Genomic DNA, 14,668 nt, shown 5'->3' on the forward strand with positions numbered 1-14,668 from the left:
TCGAACCGTCAGACAGTCCGAAACCTAGGCCAGGCAACGGCGTGCCCCAATCACCAACCCGACCCCAACCCACACATCGGGGCGAAGAGCCGTGTTTTTGCCCTTGATCGGCGCAGGAAAGGGCGCGGGCGGCGCGGGGCGGCGCGGCGCGGCGGAGAAAGGGGCGCGGAGCGCCCCTTAGGGGAGGGGGCGGCCGCGCCAGGTCAGGCGGGCGCGGTGTCTCAGGTAACGGGAGCGGAGTGCCAGCCACGCGAGTGCTAGCACTGACAGCGGGTGGGCTAGGGCGTCTGGCCACGGGCGGGCGCCGGTCGCTCGGGCGGTGATGATGCGGCCGGCTACGCCTAGGGCGTAGGCGGACAGCCCTGCCACGGGTGCCATCGGTGCCAGGGCCGGCGGTAAGGCGTACAGGATGAGCAAAAGGAGCACGACAGCGGGCGAAATCGTCCAGAGCGACTTCGTGTAGCCCGCTTCGAGCTCGCGCCACGAGTTATACATGCGGCAGGTCGCGACGCGCGAGCCGTCGGCGAGCGCGATGCGGCCGCCGGAGCGCTTGACGGCGCGCGCCAGCGCGACGTCCTCCACGACCTGGTCGCGCACCGCCGCGTGGCCGCCCGCCCGCGCGTAGGCCGCGCGGTCCACGATCAGGAACTGGCCGCCGGCGGCGGCGAGCGACGGGCGCGGCGAGCGTTCCATCGCGCGCAGCGGTAGGAACGTCAGCCACGACCACTGCAACAACGGCTGCACGAGCCGCTCGCCCACCGTCCTGGCCAGCATCATCGGGTACACGGACAGCAGGCCGAACCCACCCGCGCGCAGCTGCGACACGGCACCCGCCACGGCGTCCGGTGCGAGGACGACGTCGGCGTCGACGAAGGCGAGCGCGGTGGCGTCCGGTGCGAGGTCGGCCAGTCGCTGGCAGGCGTGCGGCTTGCCGAGCCAGCCGGGCGGTGGCGGCGCGCCGGTGACGACGGTCGCGCCGAGCGCCTCGGCGACGCTCGCGGTGCCGTCGCTCGAGCCGTCGTCGAGCACGATGAGGCGCAGGTCAGGTACGCCGCGCTGGGCGAGGAGGGCGCGCAGGCACGGCTCGATCCGCTCGGCCTCGTCACGCGCGGGGAGCAGCACGGCGACCTTCTCGGCCACGGTCGCGCCCCGGGGCGGTCGCCGCAGCAGGAGCGCGTTCACGGCGGTGTGCACGGTCAACGCGGCGACGATAAAGGCGATCACCGTCGCCACAGGGACACCGCCAGCGGGATCGCCAGCACGCCCATGCCGGCGGCGCCCCACCCCGCCGACGCGGGCAGGCCGAGGAAGGCGGCGTGCGCGAGCACGCTCGACGCGTACGTCCAGAGGTAGAGGGTGTGACTCGGTCCATCGCGTGCTTTCGAAGGCGCCACCGCCTGAAGAGCGATCATCATCAGTAGCGCGACCGCGAGCCAGCCGAGGTAGTTGCCGATCGGCACGTCCGGTACGCCGGGCAGGGCCGGATGCGGATCCGACCAGGTCCAGTAGCCCTCGGCGACCATCTGCGGGTCGAGAAAGAGGTCCCACGCGGCGAGCCCGACCGCGCCCAACGCGACCCGCGACACCGTCCGCCGGGCCACCCGGAGCGCCGCGAGCCACGCCGGCCACGCCATCCACGTCCAGGCGAGTGGGATCACCAGTGGCACGCCCGCGAGCTTCGGGCCGAGGGCGCCCGAGTAGGCGTACGCGCCGAAGGGGAAGCCGGTGGCTACGCCCAGCGCCTCGACCGCGTACCCGCCACCGGCGGTCACCGCGACCAACCAGGCCGCGGTGCGGGGGCCGCGCGTCGCCCAGGCGTGCGCGACCGAGAAGGCGAAACCCAGTACGACCACCGCGACCGTGAGCCGGGCGCGGGCGTCACCGCTGGTCAGCGGGTACCCGATCTGGGCCAGGACCAGCGCGGCCAGTAACCCTTTCAGCCAGCTAACGGCAGCGTCCTGCCCAGCACCGCGAACGCCCGCTCGTCGCCGGGAAAGCGGAAGTCGCGCAGCACGTCGACGAACTCGAAGCGCCGGTACAGCCGCCAGGCTCGGGAGGTGCGCTCGTCGGCCTCGGGGGTGGACAGCAGGGCGGTGCGGCCGGCCGCCATCGACAGCAGCGTGCGCAACTGCCGGGCGCCCACGCCGTGACCCTGCGCGGGCGGCCGGACGTGCAACTCGACCACCTCGAAGCAGTCGGTCAGCCACGCCTTGCGATTCTCGTCGTCGAGCGCGCCGCGCACCTGGTCGTGCCACCACTGCCCGCCCGCCGACGTGTACCCGTAGCCGAAGCCGACCAGATGGCCGTCGCGGGTCAGCGTGGCGACCGCCCGGAACCCGGGTCGCCGGACGTGGGTGGCGATGTATCCGCGCCGCGCCTCCAGCAGCTCGGCCCGATACCCCATCGCCTCGCCGTACACGGCCACCACGTCGTCCAGCCGCCTGGCAAGGTCGTCCGGCTTCCACGGCACCAACCTCATGCGCGCCCGTGCCCTCCCTCTGACCAGCCCAACACACTACGGTCGCCCATCACGTCGAGCACCGCGAACCGGGCGAACAGGTCTTCCGCGTACCACCCTTCGGTGGAGGTGCGGGTGATCGCCGCCCGGTGCTCCGGGTGACGGTACGCGAACCGGGCGAGGTCTGCCTCGTTGCGCCACACGCTCACTGTGCCCTGCCAACCGATGGGTGCCTCGCCCACCCCGAAGTGAGCGAGCAGACCGGGCGCGTTCTCGACGGCGGCGGCGACCGGCGGTACGGCCCGCCAGAACGTGACAGCCCTACGAGCCTTGAGCCGCGCGCGGGTGAGGGCGAGCACCGGTCCCGCTCCGCCCGCGCCCGGTTCGCCGAACGGCTCGCGGCCGGACCAGCGCCCCGTGGCCTTCAGCAGGCGCAGGTCGAGCCGCGCCGCGTCTGTGGAGATGCGCGCCCAGGCGCGGGCGGCCGGCGTCGCGTCGAAGGCCGCCGCCGCGCCGGGGTTGTCCCAGACCACCAGCGCCGCGTACCGGGTGAGGTCGGCGTCGCGCACCCGAAACCCGTCGCCGGTGCCGAGCAGTTTGGCGAAGCGCACCCCGGGCGTGGCGCGCAACCGCCGCGGATCGCGCGCCATCCTGGCGAACGCCAGCGGGGCCGCCCGACGCGGCACCCGCCAAACCTGCAGCGTGACCGGAAGCATGATGGGTTTCACGTTACGGGTACAGCCCGAAGAACCGCCCCGGTCGGTAGCGCGGGGGATCGATCTACGTGAAGGGATATTGAGCTACCGCGACGTCCGCCGCGCGTTGGACCGCTGCTCCCGCGGCCTCACCGTCCGCGGCTACACGACCCGCCCGGACATGGCAGCGAAATCCCTGATGTTGTGGCCTCCGGGCGCGTTTGAGGCGACAAAATCAGGGATTTTGTCGGGATCTCGAGCGTGACTGGGCGCGGAGGGCGAGGCTGCGGGAGCGACGGTCTGCGGCACGACGGGCATCGCGGTAGCTCAAATCCTGGGTTGCCCTTGGAATAGATCCAATAGGGCTCACGCCACCTCGGCGGGGGTGGCGGCGGTGATGCGGAGCAGCTCGGTGTAGGTGGTGGGGAAGACGGCGCGCGGCACCCCGCCGGCGGCCCAGATCTCCGGGTACCCGGCCAGCGCGGTGTCGACAAGCGTGCGCACCGGCTTGGGGTGCCCGAGCGGCGCCACGCCACCGATCGCCTGGCCGGTGTGCGCGCGTACGAACTCCGGGGTGGCCCGCTTCAGCGCCGCCAGCCCGAGATCGGCCGCGACCTTGGCGGTGTCGACCCGGTGGGCGCCGGAGGTGAGGACCAGCAGCGGCTCGCCGCCCGCGTCGAAGATCAGCGAGTTGGCGATCTGGCCCACCTCGACGCCGAGCGCCGCGGCGGCCGCCGCCGCGGTGTGTACCGCGTCGGGCAGCATCCGCACCTGGCATGGCTGCCCGGCCGCGTCGGTGGCGTCGGCGCTCTCCAGCGCGTCCTGGACGGCCTGGATGTTGGGGTGAGTTGACATGGTGACCATCTTGCGCCGCGTGGGGGGTGTTCGGCGTTGCGTTTTTGTCGTAGGGGAGGTGTACTGTTCTTAGTGGTTCGAACGACTGTTCGAATCACTCGGGAGGGGTGGCTCGCACCACCGCTTCCGAGGGCGGTTTGCGGAAACCGCACGCGGGTCCGGACATTCGCGGGTCCTGGACTCACAGGCAGGGCCGTTGCTCGCTGCCCCCCGACCCCCGGGCAGCGGGCGACGGACCAGCCGGCTCGGCCGGTCGGGTGTGAGGCGGGGAAGCGTTCACGCCCGGCCGGTGAGCGGTACGAGTACGCCGTCGAGTGAAGATCGCGAGGAGACAGTCCCATGCCGACCAGTACGGCTCAGACACCTACCGTTCCGGCCCACGTGCTCCCGCATCGCACACCGGCCGAGCTGCTCGTTCTCGCCCGACGGGGCCTCGATGAGGCGTCACAGACACGCCCCGACGGCCTGCGCTACGCGGCCGCGCATCTCGCCGCCCTGCGCGCCGCCGCCGCGGTGCTAGCCGCCCGGGCTCAGCCCACGCCCAGCCGCCGTAACAAGGTGACCAGCGTCTGGACCTTGCTGATCATGGTGGCTCCCGAGCTGCGCGAGTGGGCGACCTACTTCGCCGCCGGAGCGAGCAAGCGCGCCGCCGCCCAGGCGGGCATCCCGCGCGTGGTGACCGCCCGCGAGGCCGACGACCTGCTCCGCGCCGCCGAGCAGTTCGTCGCGGTGATCGAGGTCGCGCTCGGCGTCTCACACCAACCCACCCTCGGCATGACAGCGGCCTGACGGCCCGGGGCCTCAGGGGCCCCGGGCCGTCAGGCCGCCAGAAACACAGCTGATCCGTCGAAGGATGTACCGCGGTTTCGTCATCCGAGCCGACGGATGGGCGGATTCCCGCACCTAGCGTCATGGTGTGAGTTCCACACTGCTGCTTTCGCTGGTCGGCCTGGCCCTGCTCGACAGCACGAGCATCGGCACGCTCTTCATCCCGATCTGGCTGATGCTGGCGCCCGGGCGGGTCCGGGCCGGTCGCATCCTTCTCTACCTGGGCACCATCGCGGTGTTCTACTTCGCGGTGGGCGTACTGATCCTGCTCGGCGCCGACTCGATCGCCGGCTGGGCCGACGGCGCGCTCGACAGCCCGGTCGCCCTGTGGATCCAGCTGGGCATCGGTGTGAGCCTCTTCGCGGTGAGCTTCCGGTTCGACTCCAAGCGGCGCAAGCCGGGTACTGGCGTGTCCCGATGGCGCGAGCGGGTCACGGCGGGCACCGGATCGGCGGGGTGGCTGGCCGGCCTCGCGCTGCTGGCGGCGCTCGCGGAGGTGGCGACCATGCTGCCGTACCTGGGCGCGATCGGCATGATGACCACCTCCGATCTCGGTCTGGCCACGGTACTGGGGCTGCTGGCCGCGTACTGCGTGGTCATGGTTCTGCCGGCCGCCGTCCTGCTGCTGGGGCGGCTCGCCGCCCGGTCGCTGGTCGAGCCCCTGCTGCAGCGGCTCAACAAGTGGATCACCGACAAGGCAGGCAACGCCACGGGGTGGATCCTGGGCATCGCCGGGTTCCTGGTGGCCCGCGATGCTCTGGCTCGACTGTTCACGTGAGTGCCCCAACTGTTCACATGAGTCGAACACATGTTCTATGATCGACAGGGTGCGTACGCTGCTGGTCTGGTGCCCCGACTGGCCCGTGCTCGCCGTCGAGATCGTCGAAGGCATCCCGGCGACCGACCCGGTGGCCGTCCTCCACGCCAACCGGGTGATCGCCTGCTCCGAGGCCGCCCGCGCCGCTGGCGTGCGCCGTGGGCTGCGCAAACGTGAGGCGCAGAGCCGCTGCCCCCGACTGACCGTGGTGGAGCACGACCCCGACCGCGACGCGCGGGCGTTCGAGCCGGTGGTCGCCGCGGTCGAGCAGGTGGTGGCCGGCGTCGAGGTGGTACGCCCCGGTGCGTGCGCGCTGGCCGCTCGCGGGCCGGCCCGGTACTTCGGCGGTGAGGAGCGGGCCGCCGAGCAGATCGTCGAGCAGGTCGCGCAGGCCGCTGGGGTGGAGTGCCAGGTCGGCATCGCCGATGGGGTGTTCGCGGCCGGGCTGGCCGCGCGCGACGGGCGGCTCGTGCCGGTGGGTGAGACCGCGCGGTTCCTCGCGGGCCTGCCCGTCGAGGCGCTCGGCCGGCCGGACCTGGCAGGGCTGCTGCGCCGGCTCGGTGTGGGTACCCTCGGCGCTTTTGCCGCCCTGCCCGCCGGCGACGTGCTGGCGCGGTTCGGGTTCGACGGCGCGCTGGCCCACCACCAGGCCGCTGGGCGCGACCACCGCCCGCTGGCAGTCCGCCGGCCGCCACCCGACCTCGACGTCACCGAGACGTTCGACGAGCCGCTCGACCGGGTCGACACGGCCGCTTTCGTCGCCCGGGCGCTGGGTGAGCGGCTGCACGCCACCCTCGCGCGGTACGGCCTGGCGTGCACCCGGCTCGCGATCGAGGCGGTGACCGCGCGCGGCGAGGAGCTGCACCGGGTGTGGCGGCACGACGGGCTGCTCACCTCGGCGACCATCGCCGACCGGGTGCGCTGGCAGCTGAGCGGCTGGCTGACCGGGCGCGACCGGCCCAGCGCGGGCATCCTCCGGCTGCGGCTGATCCCCGACGGGGTGCTCGCCCACGCCGGATTGCAGCCGGGGCTCTGGGGCGAGACGGGCGAGGAGCGCGAGCGGGCGCACCGGGCGATGAGCCGGGTGCAGGGCATCCTCGGGCCGGAGGCGGTGGTCACCCCGGTGTCCGGTGGCGGGCGTGGCGCCGCGGACCAGGTGCGCATGGTGCCCTGGGGCGACGAGCGGGTGCCCGCCCGGCCCGCGGAGCCGCCGTGGCCGGGCCGGATCCCGCCGCCGCAGCCGGCGACCGTGCCCGCTGGTCCGCCGCAGGTCGCCGTGCATGACGGCGCGGGTGAGGCGGTGATGGTGAGCGCCCGGCTGGCGGTCAGCGCGCCGCCGGCGCGGGTCGCGGTGGGCGCTCGCGGCGGGGCGGAGGTCACCGGTTGGGCCGGTCCGTGGCCGATCGACGAGCGCTGGTGGGCCTCCGCCGAGGCCGTCCGCCGCGCCCGTCTCCACGTCGCACTCTCCGACGGCGGCGCGCTGCTGCTCTCTCTAGCGGCCGGCGCCTGGACGCTGGAGGCCATCTATGACTGAGCAGATTCCCGTGATCAGGGCGTCCCTCAAGTCGCTAGAACGACTTGAGGGACGCCCTGATCACGAAGGGTGGGGGTGACGCTCGGTGGGGTGGCACAATCCGCCAGTACCGTGGAAAGAGCTGGAACGGACGCTCTCAGGGCGACCACCCGTGGTCGACCCGCTGGCGCTCGACGGCGATGGCGGCGACTCCGCGGCCTGGAGCCGCAAGCGCCCGGCCTACGAGGCGCCGGCCCTGGTCCGCGCGAGCGGCACCGTGCCCTACGCGGAGCTGCACTGCCACACCAACTTCAGCTTCCTCGACGGCGCCAGCCACCCCGAGGAACTGGCCGAAGAGGCGGCCCGCCACGGGCTCAGCGCGCTCGCGGTGACCGACCACGACGGCTTCTACGGCGTGGTGCGGTTCGCCGAGGCGGCCCGCGGGCTGGAGCTGCCCACCGTCTTCGGCTCCGAACTCTCGCTCGAACTGCCCGGCCCGCAGAACGGCGAGCCCGACCCGGCCGGGCGGCACCTGCTCGTGCTGGCGCGCGGCCCCGAGGGGTACGCGGCGATCGCCCGCACCGCCAGCCGCGCGCACCTGCGGGGCGGCGAGAAGGGACGCCCGGTCTACGGCTCGCTGGAGGAGGTGGGCGAGGCCCTGGGCAAGCAGGTGCTGGTGCTCACCGGCTGCCGCAAGGGGCACGTGCCGGCGGCGTTGCGGGTCGGGGGTCCGGCCGCCGCGGCGCGCGAGCTTGACCGGCTGGTCGAGGCGTTCGGGCGTGACAACGTCGCGGTCGAGCTGACCGACCACGGCGACCCCTGCGACGGCGACCGCAACGAGGCGCTCGCCGCGCTCGCCGTCGCGGCGCGACTGCCCACGGTCGCCACGAACAACGTCCACTACGCCACCCCGGGGCGGCGCAGGCTGGCGACGGCTCTGGCGGCGGTACGCGCACGGCGCAGCCTCGACGAGATCGACGGCTGGCTGCCCGGGGCGGCCACCGCCCACCTGCGCGGCGGCGACGAGATGGCGGCCCGGTTCGCCGGCTATCCGGGCGCGGTCGAGCGGGCCGCCGAGTTCGGCGCCGAGCTGGCGTTCGACCTGCAGCTCGTCGCGCCCAAGCTGCCCGACTACCGGGTGCCGCCGGGGCACGACGAGATGAGCTGGTTGCGGCACCTGACGATGGAGGGGGCGCTGGCCCGGTACGGCCCGCCGGCCGCCAACCCGGACGCGTACCGGCAGATCGAGCACGAGCTCGACCTGATCGCGCGGCTGAACTTCCCGGGCTACTTCCTGATCGTGTACGACATCGTGACGTTCTGCCACAAAGAGGGGATCTTCTGCCAGGGGCGGGGATCGGCCGCCAACTCGGCGGTCTGCTACGCGCTGCGCATCACCAACGTCGACGCGGTGCAGCACGGGCTGCTCTTCGAGCGATTCCTCGCCCCCGAGCGCGACGGGCCGCCCGACATCGACGTCGACATCGAGTCCGACCGGCGGGAAGAGGTCATCCAGCACGTCTACAAGCAGTACGGCCGGGAGCACACCGCGCAGGTCGCCAACGTGATCTCGTACCGGCCGCGGTCGGCGGTGCGCGACATCGCCAAGGCGTTCGGCTTCTCGCCCGGCCAGCAGGACGCGTGGAGCAAGCAGATCGACCGCTGGGGCTCGGTCGCGGCGGTGGACGTCGACGATGTTCCTCCTTTTGTCGTGGAGTACGCCAACGAGTTGCAGACCTTTCCGCGGCACCTGGGCATCCACTCGGGCGGCATGGTGATCTGCGACCGGCCGGTGATCGACGTGTGCCCGGTCGAGCACGCGCGGATGCCGGGGCGCACGGTCCTGCAGTGGGACAAGGACGACTGCGCGATGGCGGGGCTGGTCAAGTTCGACCTGCTGGGGCTGGGGATGCTCTCCGCGCTGCGGTACGCCTGCGAGATGATCGACTTTGACCTCGACCTGAGCACGATGGCGCTCGACGATCCCGAGATCTACGACATGCTCTGCCGGGCCGATTCGGTGGGCGTGTTTCAGGTGGAGAGCCGCGCGCAGATGGCCACGTTGCCCCGGCTCAAGCCCCGCGAGTTCTACGACCTGGTCGTCGAGGTGGCGCTGATCCGGCCCGGCCCGATCCAGGGCGGTTCGGTGCATCCGTACATCCGGCGCAAGAACGGGCAGGAGGAATGGGAGTTTCCGCATCCGCTCATGAGCAACGCGTTGTCCAAGACCCTTGGCGTGCCGCTCTTCCAGGAGCAGCTCATGCAGCTCGCCATCGACGTGGCCGGTTTCGACGCGTCCGAGGCCGACCAGTTGCGCCGGGCCATGGGCTCGAAACGCTCCAACGAGCGGATGGCCGCGATGCGCGATCGGCTGTACGCCGGCATGGCTGAGCGCGGCATCACCGGCGAACTGGCCGACGACATCTACCTGAAGCTTTCGTCGTTCGCCAGCTTCGGCTTTCCGGAGAGCCACGCGATCAGCTTCGCCTACCTGGTGTACGCCAGCTCGTGGCTCAAGCGGTACCACCCCGGCCCGTTCCTTGCCGCCCTGCTCAACGCCCAGCCGATGGGCTTCTACTCGCCACAGACCCTGGTCGACGACGCCCGCCGCCACGGTGTCGAGGTACGCCGTCCCGACATCAACGCCAGCGCCGCCAAGGCCATCCTGGAGTCCACACCGGACACCCGGTGGCGCGGCGCACCCGGCGAGCCACCCCACCAGTGGGGCCTCGGCGGCCCCGCCGTCCGACTTGGACTGTCCACAGTGCGCACGCTCGGCGACGGCGTGGCGGTGCGGATCGAGCAGGAGCGGGCCGAGGGCGGGGAGTACCGCGACATGGTCGACCTGGCCCGCCGCGTCGGCCTCACCACCGCGCATCTCGAAGCGCTGGCCACCGCCGACGCGTTCGCGTGCTTCGGCCTCGACCGGCGCGAGGCGCTGTGGGCAGCCGGAGCCGCCGCTCAGGAACGCCGCGACCGCCTACCCGGCACCACCACCGGCGCCAACCCGCCCCCGCTGCCCGGCATGGACGCCGTCGACCGGCTCGTCGCCGACGTGTGGGCCACCGGCCTGTCGCCGGAGAGCCACCCGGTGCGCTTCGTCCGTTCACGCCTCGACGAGGCGGGTGCGGTACCGATCGCGCGGCTCGGGCTGATCGAAAACGGCCGGCAGGTGCGGGTCGGTGGCATCGTGACGCACCGGCAGCGACCGGCGACGGCGGGCGGCATCACGTTCATGAACCTGGAAGACGAGACGGGAATGCTCAACGTGACGTGTACGCCGGGGCTGTGGCTGCGCTACCGGAAGGTGGCCCGCACCAGCAACGCTCTGCTGGTGCGGGGCCGCCTGGAAAAGCACGAGGGCGTCATCAACCTGCGGGCCGACCGCCTGGACCCGGTACCCGCTCCAGTAGTTCCCCGCTCCCGCGACTTCCGTTAGCCCCCGTGAGGGGGGCCTCGTCGGGGACGTGGGCCAGCTTGCTGGGCCACCACATGTGCCGGCCGATGTCGAGGTTGAGAGACGTCACCAGCACCGCACGCACGATGATCGTGTCGAGCAGTACGCCGAACGCCACCGCGAACCCGATCTCCGCGAACGCCGTCAGCGGCAGCGTGAACAGCACCAGGAACGTGCCGGCCAGTACCAGACCGGCCGATGTGATCACGCCTCCGGTGGCGGAGAGCCCGACGAGCGCGGCCCGCCGCGTCCCGTGCCGGCTGGCCTCCTCGCGGACCCGGGTCATCAGGAAGATGTTGTAGTCGATGCCGAGCGCGACGAGGAACACGAAGACGAACAGCGGGAACGAGCTGTCGGCCCCGCCGAAGTCGAAGATGTACTTGAACGCGAGCGCGCTCACCCCCATCGCCGCCGCGAACGACAGCACCACGGTCGCTATCAGCACCAGCGGAGCGATGACGGCCCGCAGCAGCATCGCCAGGATCACGAATACCACGGCCAGCACGATCGGGATGATCAGGTTGCGGTCGTCGCGGGCCGCCCGCTGGAGGTCCAGGTTGATCGCGGTGGTGCCGCCGACCTGGGCGTTCGCATCCGGTATCGGGTGAACAGCGTCCCGAACCCGGTCGATGGTCTCGTACGCCTCCTCGCTGTCGAACGGCGTCGAGAGCGTGGCCTCCATGAATCCGTCGCCACCCCGGACCACCGGGTCGGTGACCGACGTGATGCCGGATGTGCCAGCGACGGCCGCGCGTACCTGTGCCACCTCGGACGCGTTCGCCACGACGACGACGGGGCTGCCGGCGCCGCCGCCGAAGTGCGCGGCCACGACATCCTCGCCGACGACGGAGTCGGGCGTGCCGCGGAACGACTCCTTGTTGGTCAGGCCGGTGGCGTCGAGCTGGACCACGCCGATCGACATGATCGCCAACACGATCGCGGTGACGACCCAGGTGCCACGAGGGCGGCGGGCGATGCGGTCGCCGACCTTGGCCCACAAGCCGGTGACGGTGGGTTCGGGGGTGCCGTACCTCGGGCGCGTCGGCCAGAAGATCCATCGCCCGACGGTGACGAGCAGCGCCGGCAGCAGGGTGAGCATGGCGGCGAGCCCGACGACGATGCCGATGGCGGCGACCGGTCCGAGGCCGCGCGTGGAGTTCGTCTGGGCGAAGAGCAGGCAGAGCATGCCGATCGCGACGGTGGCCGCGCTCGCGATGATCGCCGGACCAGCGCGGTGCAGCGCGAACGCCATCGCCTCGTGCCGGTCGTCGTGGCGGCGTAACTCTTCCCGATATCGGGCGACAAGCAGCAGCGCGTAGTCGGTGCCGGCGCCGAAGACAAGCACGGTGAGGATGCCGGCGCTCTGGGCGTTGACGGTGAGGTCGGCGTGCTTGGCGAGCAGGTAGATGACGGCCTGTGAGGTGGTCAGCGCGACGGCCGCCGAGATCACCGGCAGCAGCCACAGGATGGGACTGCGGTACGTGAACAGCAGGATCACGATGACCACGCCGGCGGCCGCGTACAGCAGCGTGGTGTCAAGGCCCTCGAACGCCTCCGAGGAGTCGGCGGCCTGCCCGGCTGGACCGGTGATGTGCACGTTCATCCCGTTCGCGCCGTCATTTGCCGTGGCGCGCATCTGGTCGACGATCGTGCCGGCCTTCTCCCAGCCCTCGGCGCCGAGGTTGAGCGGCACCACGAGCTGGACGGCCTGCCCGTCCTGCGACGGGATGGGGCCGGTGACCTGCCCGTCCAGTTCGGGGATCCGGCCGAATTCCTGCGCGTCCGCCGCGATCGCGGTCTGGTCCGCCGCGGTGAGGCCCGAGGTGCGCTCGTAGACGATCACCGCCGGGATGGTGTCGGGCGAGGTGAACGCGGTCTGCCGGTCGAGCACCTCGGTCGACTCCGCGCTGCCCGGCAGCCACGTTTTGGCTTCGTTGCTCTGAACGTCGGTGAGCTTTCCGGCGAGCGGCCCGGCTACGGCGACGACCACGAGCCAGAAGGCGATCACGAGGTATTTGGTCCAGCGGCCTGTGATGAGGCCAGCGACAGATCGTGTCATGGCAAACCCCCCGACGCGAGATACTACAGCACGTCGTAGATCAACAGGCGCGTTTTCGCGTGCTCTAGGCTGCGTTGGGTGGAGCTAACTCACCCTCGGCTCAGCGGTCCGCGCACCGCCGTGGTCTGGGCGGCGCTGCGGCGCGAGCTCGATCGGCACAGCGGCTCCGCCGCCGACGAAGGCACAGCCCAGGAACCGCTGTCGATCCTGGACGCGGGCGGGGGCACGGGCGGGTTCGCGGTGCCGCTCGCCGAGGCCGGTCACCGGGTCACGGTGGTCGACGCGAGCCCGGACGCGCTCGCCGCACTCACGCGCCGCGCGGCCGAGGCGGGGGTCGCTGATCGGGTACGCGCGCTGCAGGGTGACGCGGACGCGCTCGCCGGATTCGTCGAGCCCGCCAGCGTCGACCTGGTGCTGTGCCATTCGGTACTCGATGTGGTCGACGATCCCGCGGGCGTGGTCGCCGCGGTGGCCGCCGCGCTGCGCCCCGGTGGCGCCGCCAGCATCCTGGTCGCGGGCAAGGCCGCCGCGGTGCTGCACCGCGCGATCACCGGCCAGCTCGCCGCCGCGGCGGAACTGCTCGCCCACCCCGAGGGCCGGGTCGCGGAGCGCGACACCGTCCGGCGCCGATACGACGCCGACAGCGCCGCCGCCCTGTTGCGCGCCGCCGGGCTCGACGTGGTCGAGATTCACGGGGTACGCGTCATCGCGGATCTCCTGCCGGCTGCCGTCGCTGACGCCCACGCGCACGCCGTTGTCGAGCTCGAACTGGCGGCGGCCGCCCATCCGCCCTACCGGGACATCGCGGCCCAGCTGCACCTGTTCGCGCGGCGTCCATGAACGCGCTGGACATCGTCCGGCCGGCGTACGGGCGGGCCAGTCTCGCCGAAGTCCTGCCCAGCGTGCTGTCCGTGCTGGGTGTGCCGGGCACCGCCGACCCGCTCGGGCTGGGCGAACGGCTCGACGGGGTTCGCCGGGTCGCCGTCCTGCTGATCGACGGCCTTGGCGCGTACCAGATCCCGCTGGCGACGCCCCACGCGCCCGCGCTGGCCGACCTGGCTCGCGATGGTCGCGAGCTGACCTGTGGTTTTCCCTCGACGACCCCGGCGGGCCTGGCCAGTCTCGGCGCGGGCACGCCACCCGGCGCCCACGGCCTGCTGGCCTTCACGCTGAACGTGCCCGGCACCGACCGGGTGCTCAACCACGGTCAGTGGCGCGACGACCCCGACCCGGCCGTGTGGCAGCCGGTCCCGACGCTGCTGGAGGTCGCCCGCCGCGCGGGCGTCGCGGTGACGGCGGTGAGCCGGCCGGAGTACGCGGGCAGCGGGCTGTCCGTCGCGGCCTGGCGCGGCGGCGACTACCGCGGCGCGGCGGGTGCCGACGAGCTGGCGACCGGGATGCTCGACGCCCTGCGTGACGGAGACGGTCCCGCGCTGGTGGCCGGGTACTATCCGGCGGTCGACACGGCCGGGCACATCTTCGGGCTCGACTCGCCGCAGTGGCGCGCGGCCGTGACCGAGATCGACGGCGTGCTGGCGCGGCTGGTCGACGGCCTGCCCAGCGACGCCGCGCTGCTGGTCACCGCCGACCACGGGCAGCTCGACGTGCCGGCCGAAGGTCGCTTCGACATCGACACCGACCCGCGGCTGTCCGCCGGGGTGCGCGTGGTCGCGGGCGAGCCGCGCGTGCGGTACCTGCACACGCGTCCCGGCGCGCGCGACGACGTGCTCGCCGCGTGGCGCGCGGTGCTCGGGGATGCCGCGTGGGTGGTGTCGCGCGAGGAGGCGGTGGCGGCGGGCTGGTTCGGGCCGGTGCCGGAGGCGCACCTGGCACGGGTGGGTGACGTGGTCGCCGCCTGCCACGACCGCGCCGTCGTGCTGGCCACGGCGCACGAGCCGGACACGGTGGCGAAGATGATCGCTTTTCACGGCTCGTACACGGCTGTGGAGATGACGGTGCCACTTCTTGTCGTACGGGGCGTATAGC

Annotated in this window: 12 protein-coding genes; 6 read left to right on the plus strand and 6 right to left on the minus strand. The window is 72.5% G+C overall.

Annotated features, from left to right (window positions below; all coding sequences use genetic code 11):
• Nucleotides 1-177 precede the first annotated feature (177 nt).
• The 5 genes from QMG73_RS42025 to QMG73_RS42045 all read right to left on the minus strand — a co-directional run bounded on the left by QMG73_RS42025 (nucleotide 178) and on the right by QMG73_RS42045 (nucleotide 4,008).
• Entirely contained in the window at nucleotides 178-1,233 is a 1,056-nt protein-coding gene (locus QMG73_RS42025) for a glycosyltransferase (protein ID WP_281905158.1), read from the minus strand.
• The gene (locus tag QMG73_RS42030; protein ID WP_281905196.1) at nucleotides 1,221-1,940 is read right to left on the minus strand and encodes a carotenoid biosynthesis protein; all 720 of its coding nucleotides are present in this window, start codon (nucleotides 1,938-1,940) and stop codon (nucleotides 1,221-1,223) included. The genes QMG73_RS42025 and QMG73_RS42030 overlap by 13 nt, the downstream gene beginning before the upstream one ends.
• Nucleotides 1,937-2,479, minus strand: coding sequence for a GNAT family N-acetyltransferase (locus tag QMG73_RS42035; RefSeq protein WP_281905159.1), 543 nt, complete (start codon nucleotides 2,477-2,479; stop codon nucleotides 1,937-1,939). The genes QMG73_RS42030 and QMG73_RS42035 overlap by 4 nt, the downstream gene beginning before the upstream one ends.
• Nucleotides 2,476-3,174, minus strand: coding sequence for a monooxygenase (locus tag QMG73_RS42040; protein ID WP_281905160.1), 699 nt, complete (start codon nucleotides 3,172-3,174; stop codon nucleotides 2,476-2,478). Before QMG73_RS42040 ends, QMG73_RS42035 begins: the two co-directional genes overlap by 4 nt.
• Nucleotides 3,175-3,519: 345 nt before the next feature.
• On the minus strand, nucleotides 3,520-4,008 hold the full coding sequence (locus tag QMG73_RS42045; RefSeq protein ID WP_281905161.1) for a YbaK/EbsC family protein: 489 nt from the start codon (nucleotides 4,006-4,008) through the stop codon (nucleotides 3,520-3,522).
• Between the two features lie 339 nt (nucleotides 4,009-4,347).
• Here QMG73_RS42045 and QMG73_RS42050 point away from each other — a divergent pair, with 339 nt between their 5' ends.
• From QMG73_RS42050 to QMG73_RS42065, 4 genes are all read left to right on the plus strand, one after another.
• A complete protein-coding gene (locus tag QMG73_RS42050; protein WP_281905163.1) occupies nucleotides 4,348-4,797 on the plus strand; it encodes an SAV_6107 family HEPN domain-containing protein in 450 nt (149 codons plus the stop codon).
• A 127-nt stretch (nucleotides 4,798-4,924) separates the two neighbouring features.
• The gene (locus tag QMG73_RS42055; protein ID WP_281905164.1) at nucleotides 4,925-5,614 is read left to right on the plus strand and encodes a GAP family protein; all 690 of its coding nucleotides are present in this window, start codon (nucleotides 4,925-4,927) and stop codon (nucleotides 5,612-5,614) included.
• A 37-nt stretch (nucleotides 5,615-5,651) separates the two neighbouring features.
• The gene (locus QMG73_RS42060) at nucleotides 5,652-7,187 is read left to right on the plus strand and encodes a DNA polymerase Y family protein (RefSeq protein WP_407676933.1); all 1,536 of its coding nucleotides are present in this window, start codon (nucleotides 5,652-5,654) and stop codon (nucleotides 7,185-7,187) included.
• An 85-nt stretch (nucleotides 7,188-7,272) separates the two neighbouring features.
• Nucleotides 7,273-10,605 carry an error-prone DNA polymerase gene (locus QMG73_RS42065; RefSeq protein ID WP_281905166.1) on the plus strand — a complete coding sequence of 1,111 codons (3,333 nt, stop codon included), beginning with the start codon at nucleotides 7,273-7,275 and terminating at the stop codon, nucleotides 10,603-10,605.
• On the opposite strand, the gene QMG73_RS42070 is transcribed toward QMG73_RS42065, so the two are convergent.
• Nucleotides 10,535-12,682, minus strand: coding sequence for an MMPL family transporter (locus QMG73_RS42070; RefSeq protein WP_281905168.1), 2,148 nt, complete (start codon nucleotides 12,680-12,682; stop codon nucleotides 10,535-10,537). The genes QMG73_RS42065 and QMG73_RS42070 overlap by 71 nt on opposite strands.
• A 78-nt stretch (nucleotides 12,683-12,760) precedes the next feature.
• Here QMG73_RS42070 and QMG73_RS42075 point away from each other — a divergent pair, with 78 nt between their 5' ends.
• Nucleotides 12,761-13,522 (plus strand): methyltransferase domain-containing protein, encoded by a 762-nt coding sequence (locus QMG73_RS42075; protein ID WP_281905170.1) that lies wholly within the window; start codon nucleotides 12,761-12,763, stop codon nucleotides 13,520-13,522.
• Nucleotides 13,519-14,667 carry an alkaline phosphatase family protein gene (locus tag QMG73_RS42080; RefSeq protein WP_281905172.1) on the plus strand — a complete coding sequence of 383 codons (1,149 nt, stop codon included), beginning with the start codon at nucleotides 13,519-13,521 and terminating at the stop codon, nucleotides 14,665-14,667. The genes QMG73_RS42075 and QMG73_RS42080 overlap by 4 nt, the downstream gene beginning before the upstream one ends.
• Nucleotide 14,668: the final 1 nt, after the last annotated feature.

The sequence above is a fragment of the Phytohabitans aurantiacus genome, assembly GCF_027923225.1.
Lineage (GTDB): Bacteria > Actinomycetota > Actinomycetes > Mycobacteriales > Micromonosporaceae > Phytohabitans > Phytohabitans aurantiacus.

Coding starts and splice junctions, on each gene's coding strand:
- QMG73_RS42035 (WP_281905159.1), bottom strand. CDS start 2,479: ATGAGGTTGGTGCCGTGGAAGCCGGACGACCTTGCCAGGCGGCTGGAC.
- QMG73_RS42040 (WP_281905160.1), bottom strand. CDS start 3,174: ATGCTTCCGGTCACGCTGCAGGTTTGGCGGGTGCCGCGTCGGGCGGCC.
- QMG73_RS42045 (WP_281905161.1), bottom strand. CDS start 4,008: ATGTCAACTCACCCCAACATCCAGGCCGTCCAGGACGCGCTGGAGAGC.
- QMG73_RS42050 (WP_281905163.1), top strand. CDS start 4,348: ATGCCGACCAGTACGGCTCAGACACCTACCGTTCCGGCCCACGTGCTC.
- QMG73_RS42060 (WP_407676933.1), top strand. CDS start 5,652: ATGATCGACAGGGTGCGTACGCTGCTGGTCTGGTGCCCCGACTGGCCC.
- QMG73_RS42070 (WP_281905168.1), bottom strand. CDS start 12,682: ATGACACGATCTGTCGCTGGCCTCATCACAGGCCGCTGGACCAAATAC.
- QMG73_RS42080 (WP_281905172.1), top strand. CDS start 13,519: ATGAACGCGCTGGACATCGTCCGGCCGGCGTACGGGCGGGCCAGTCTC.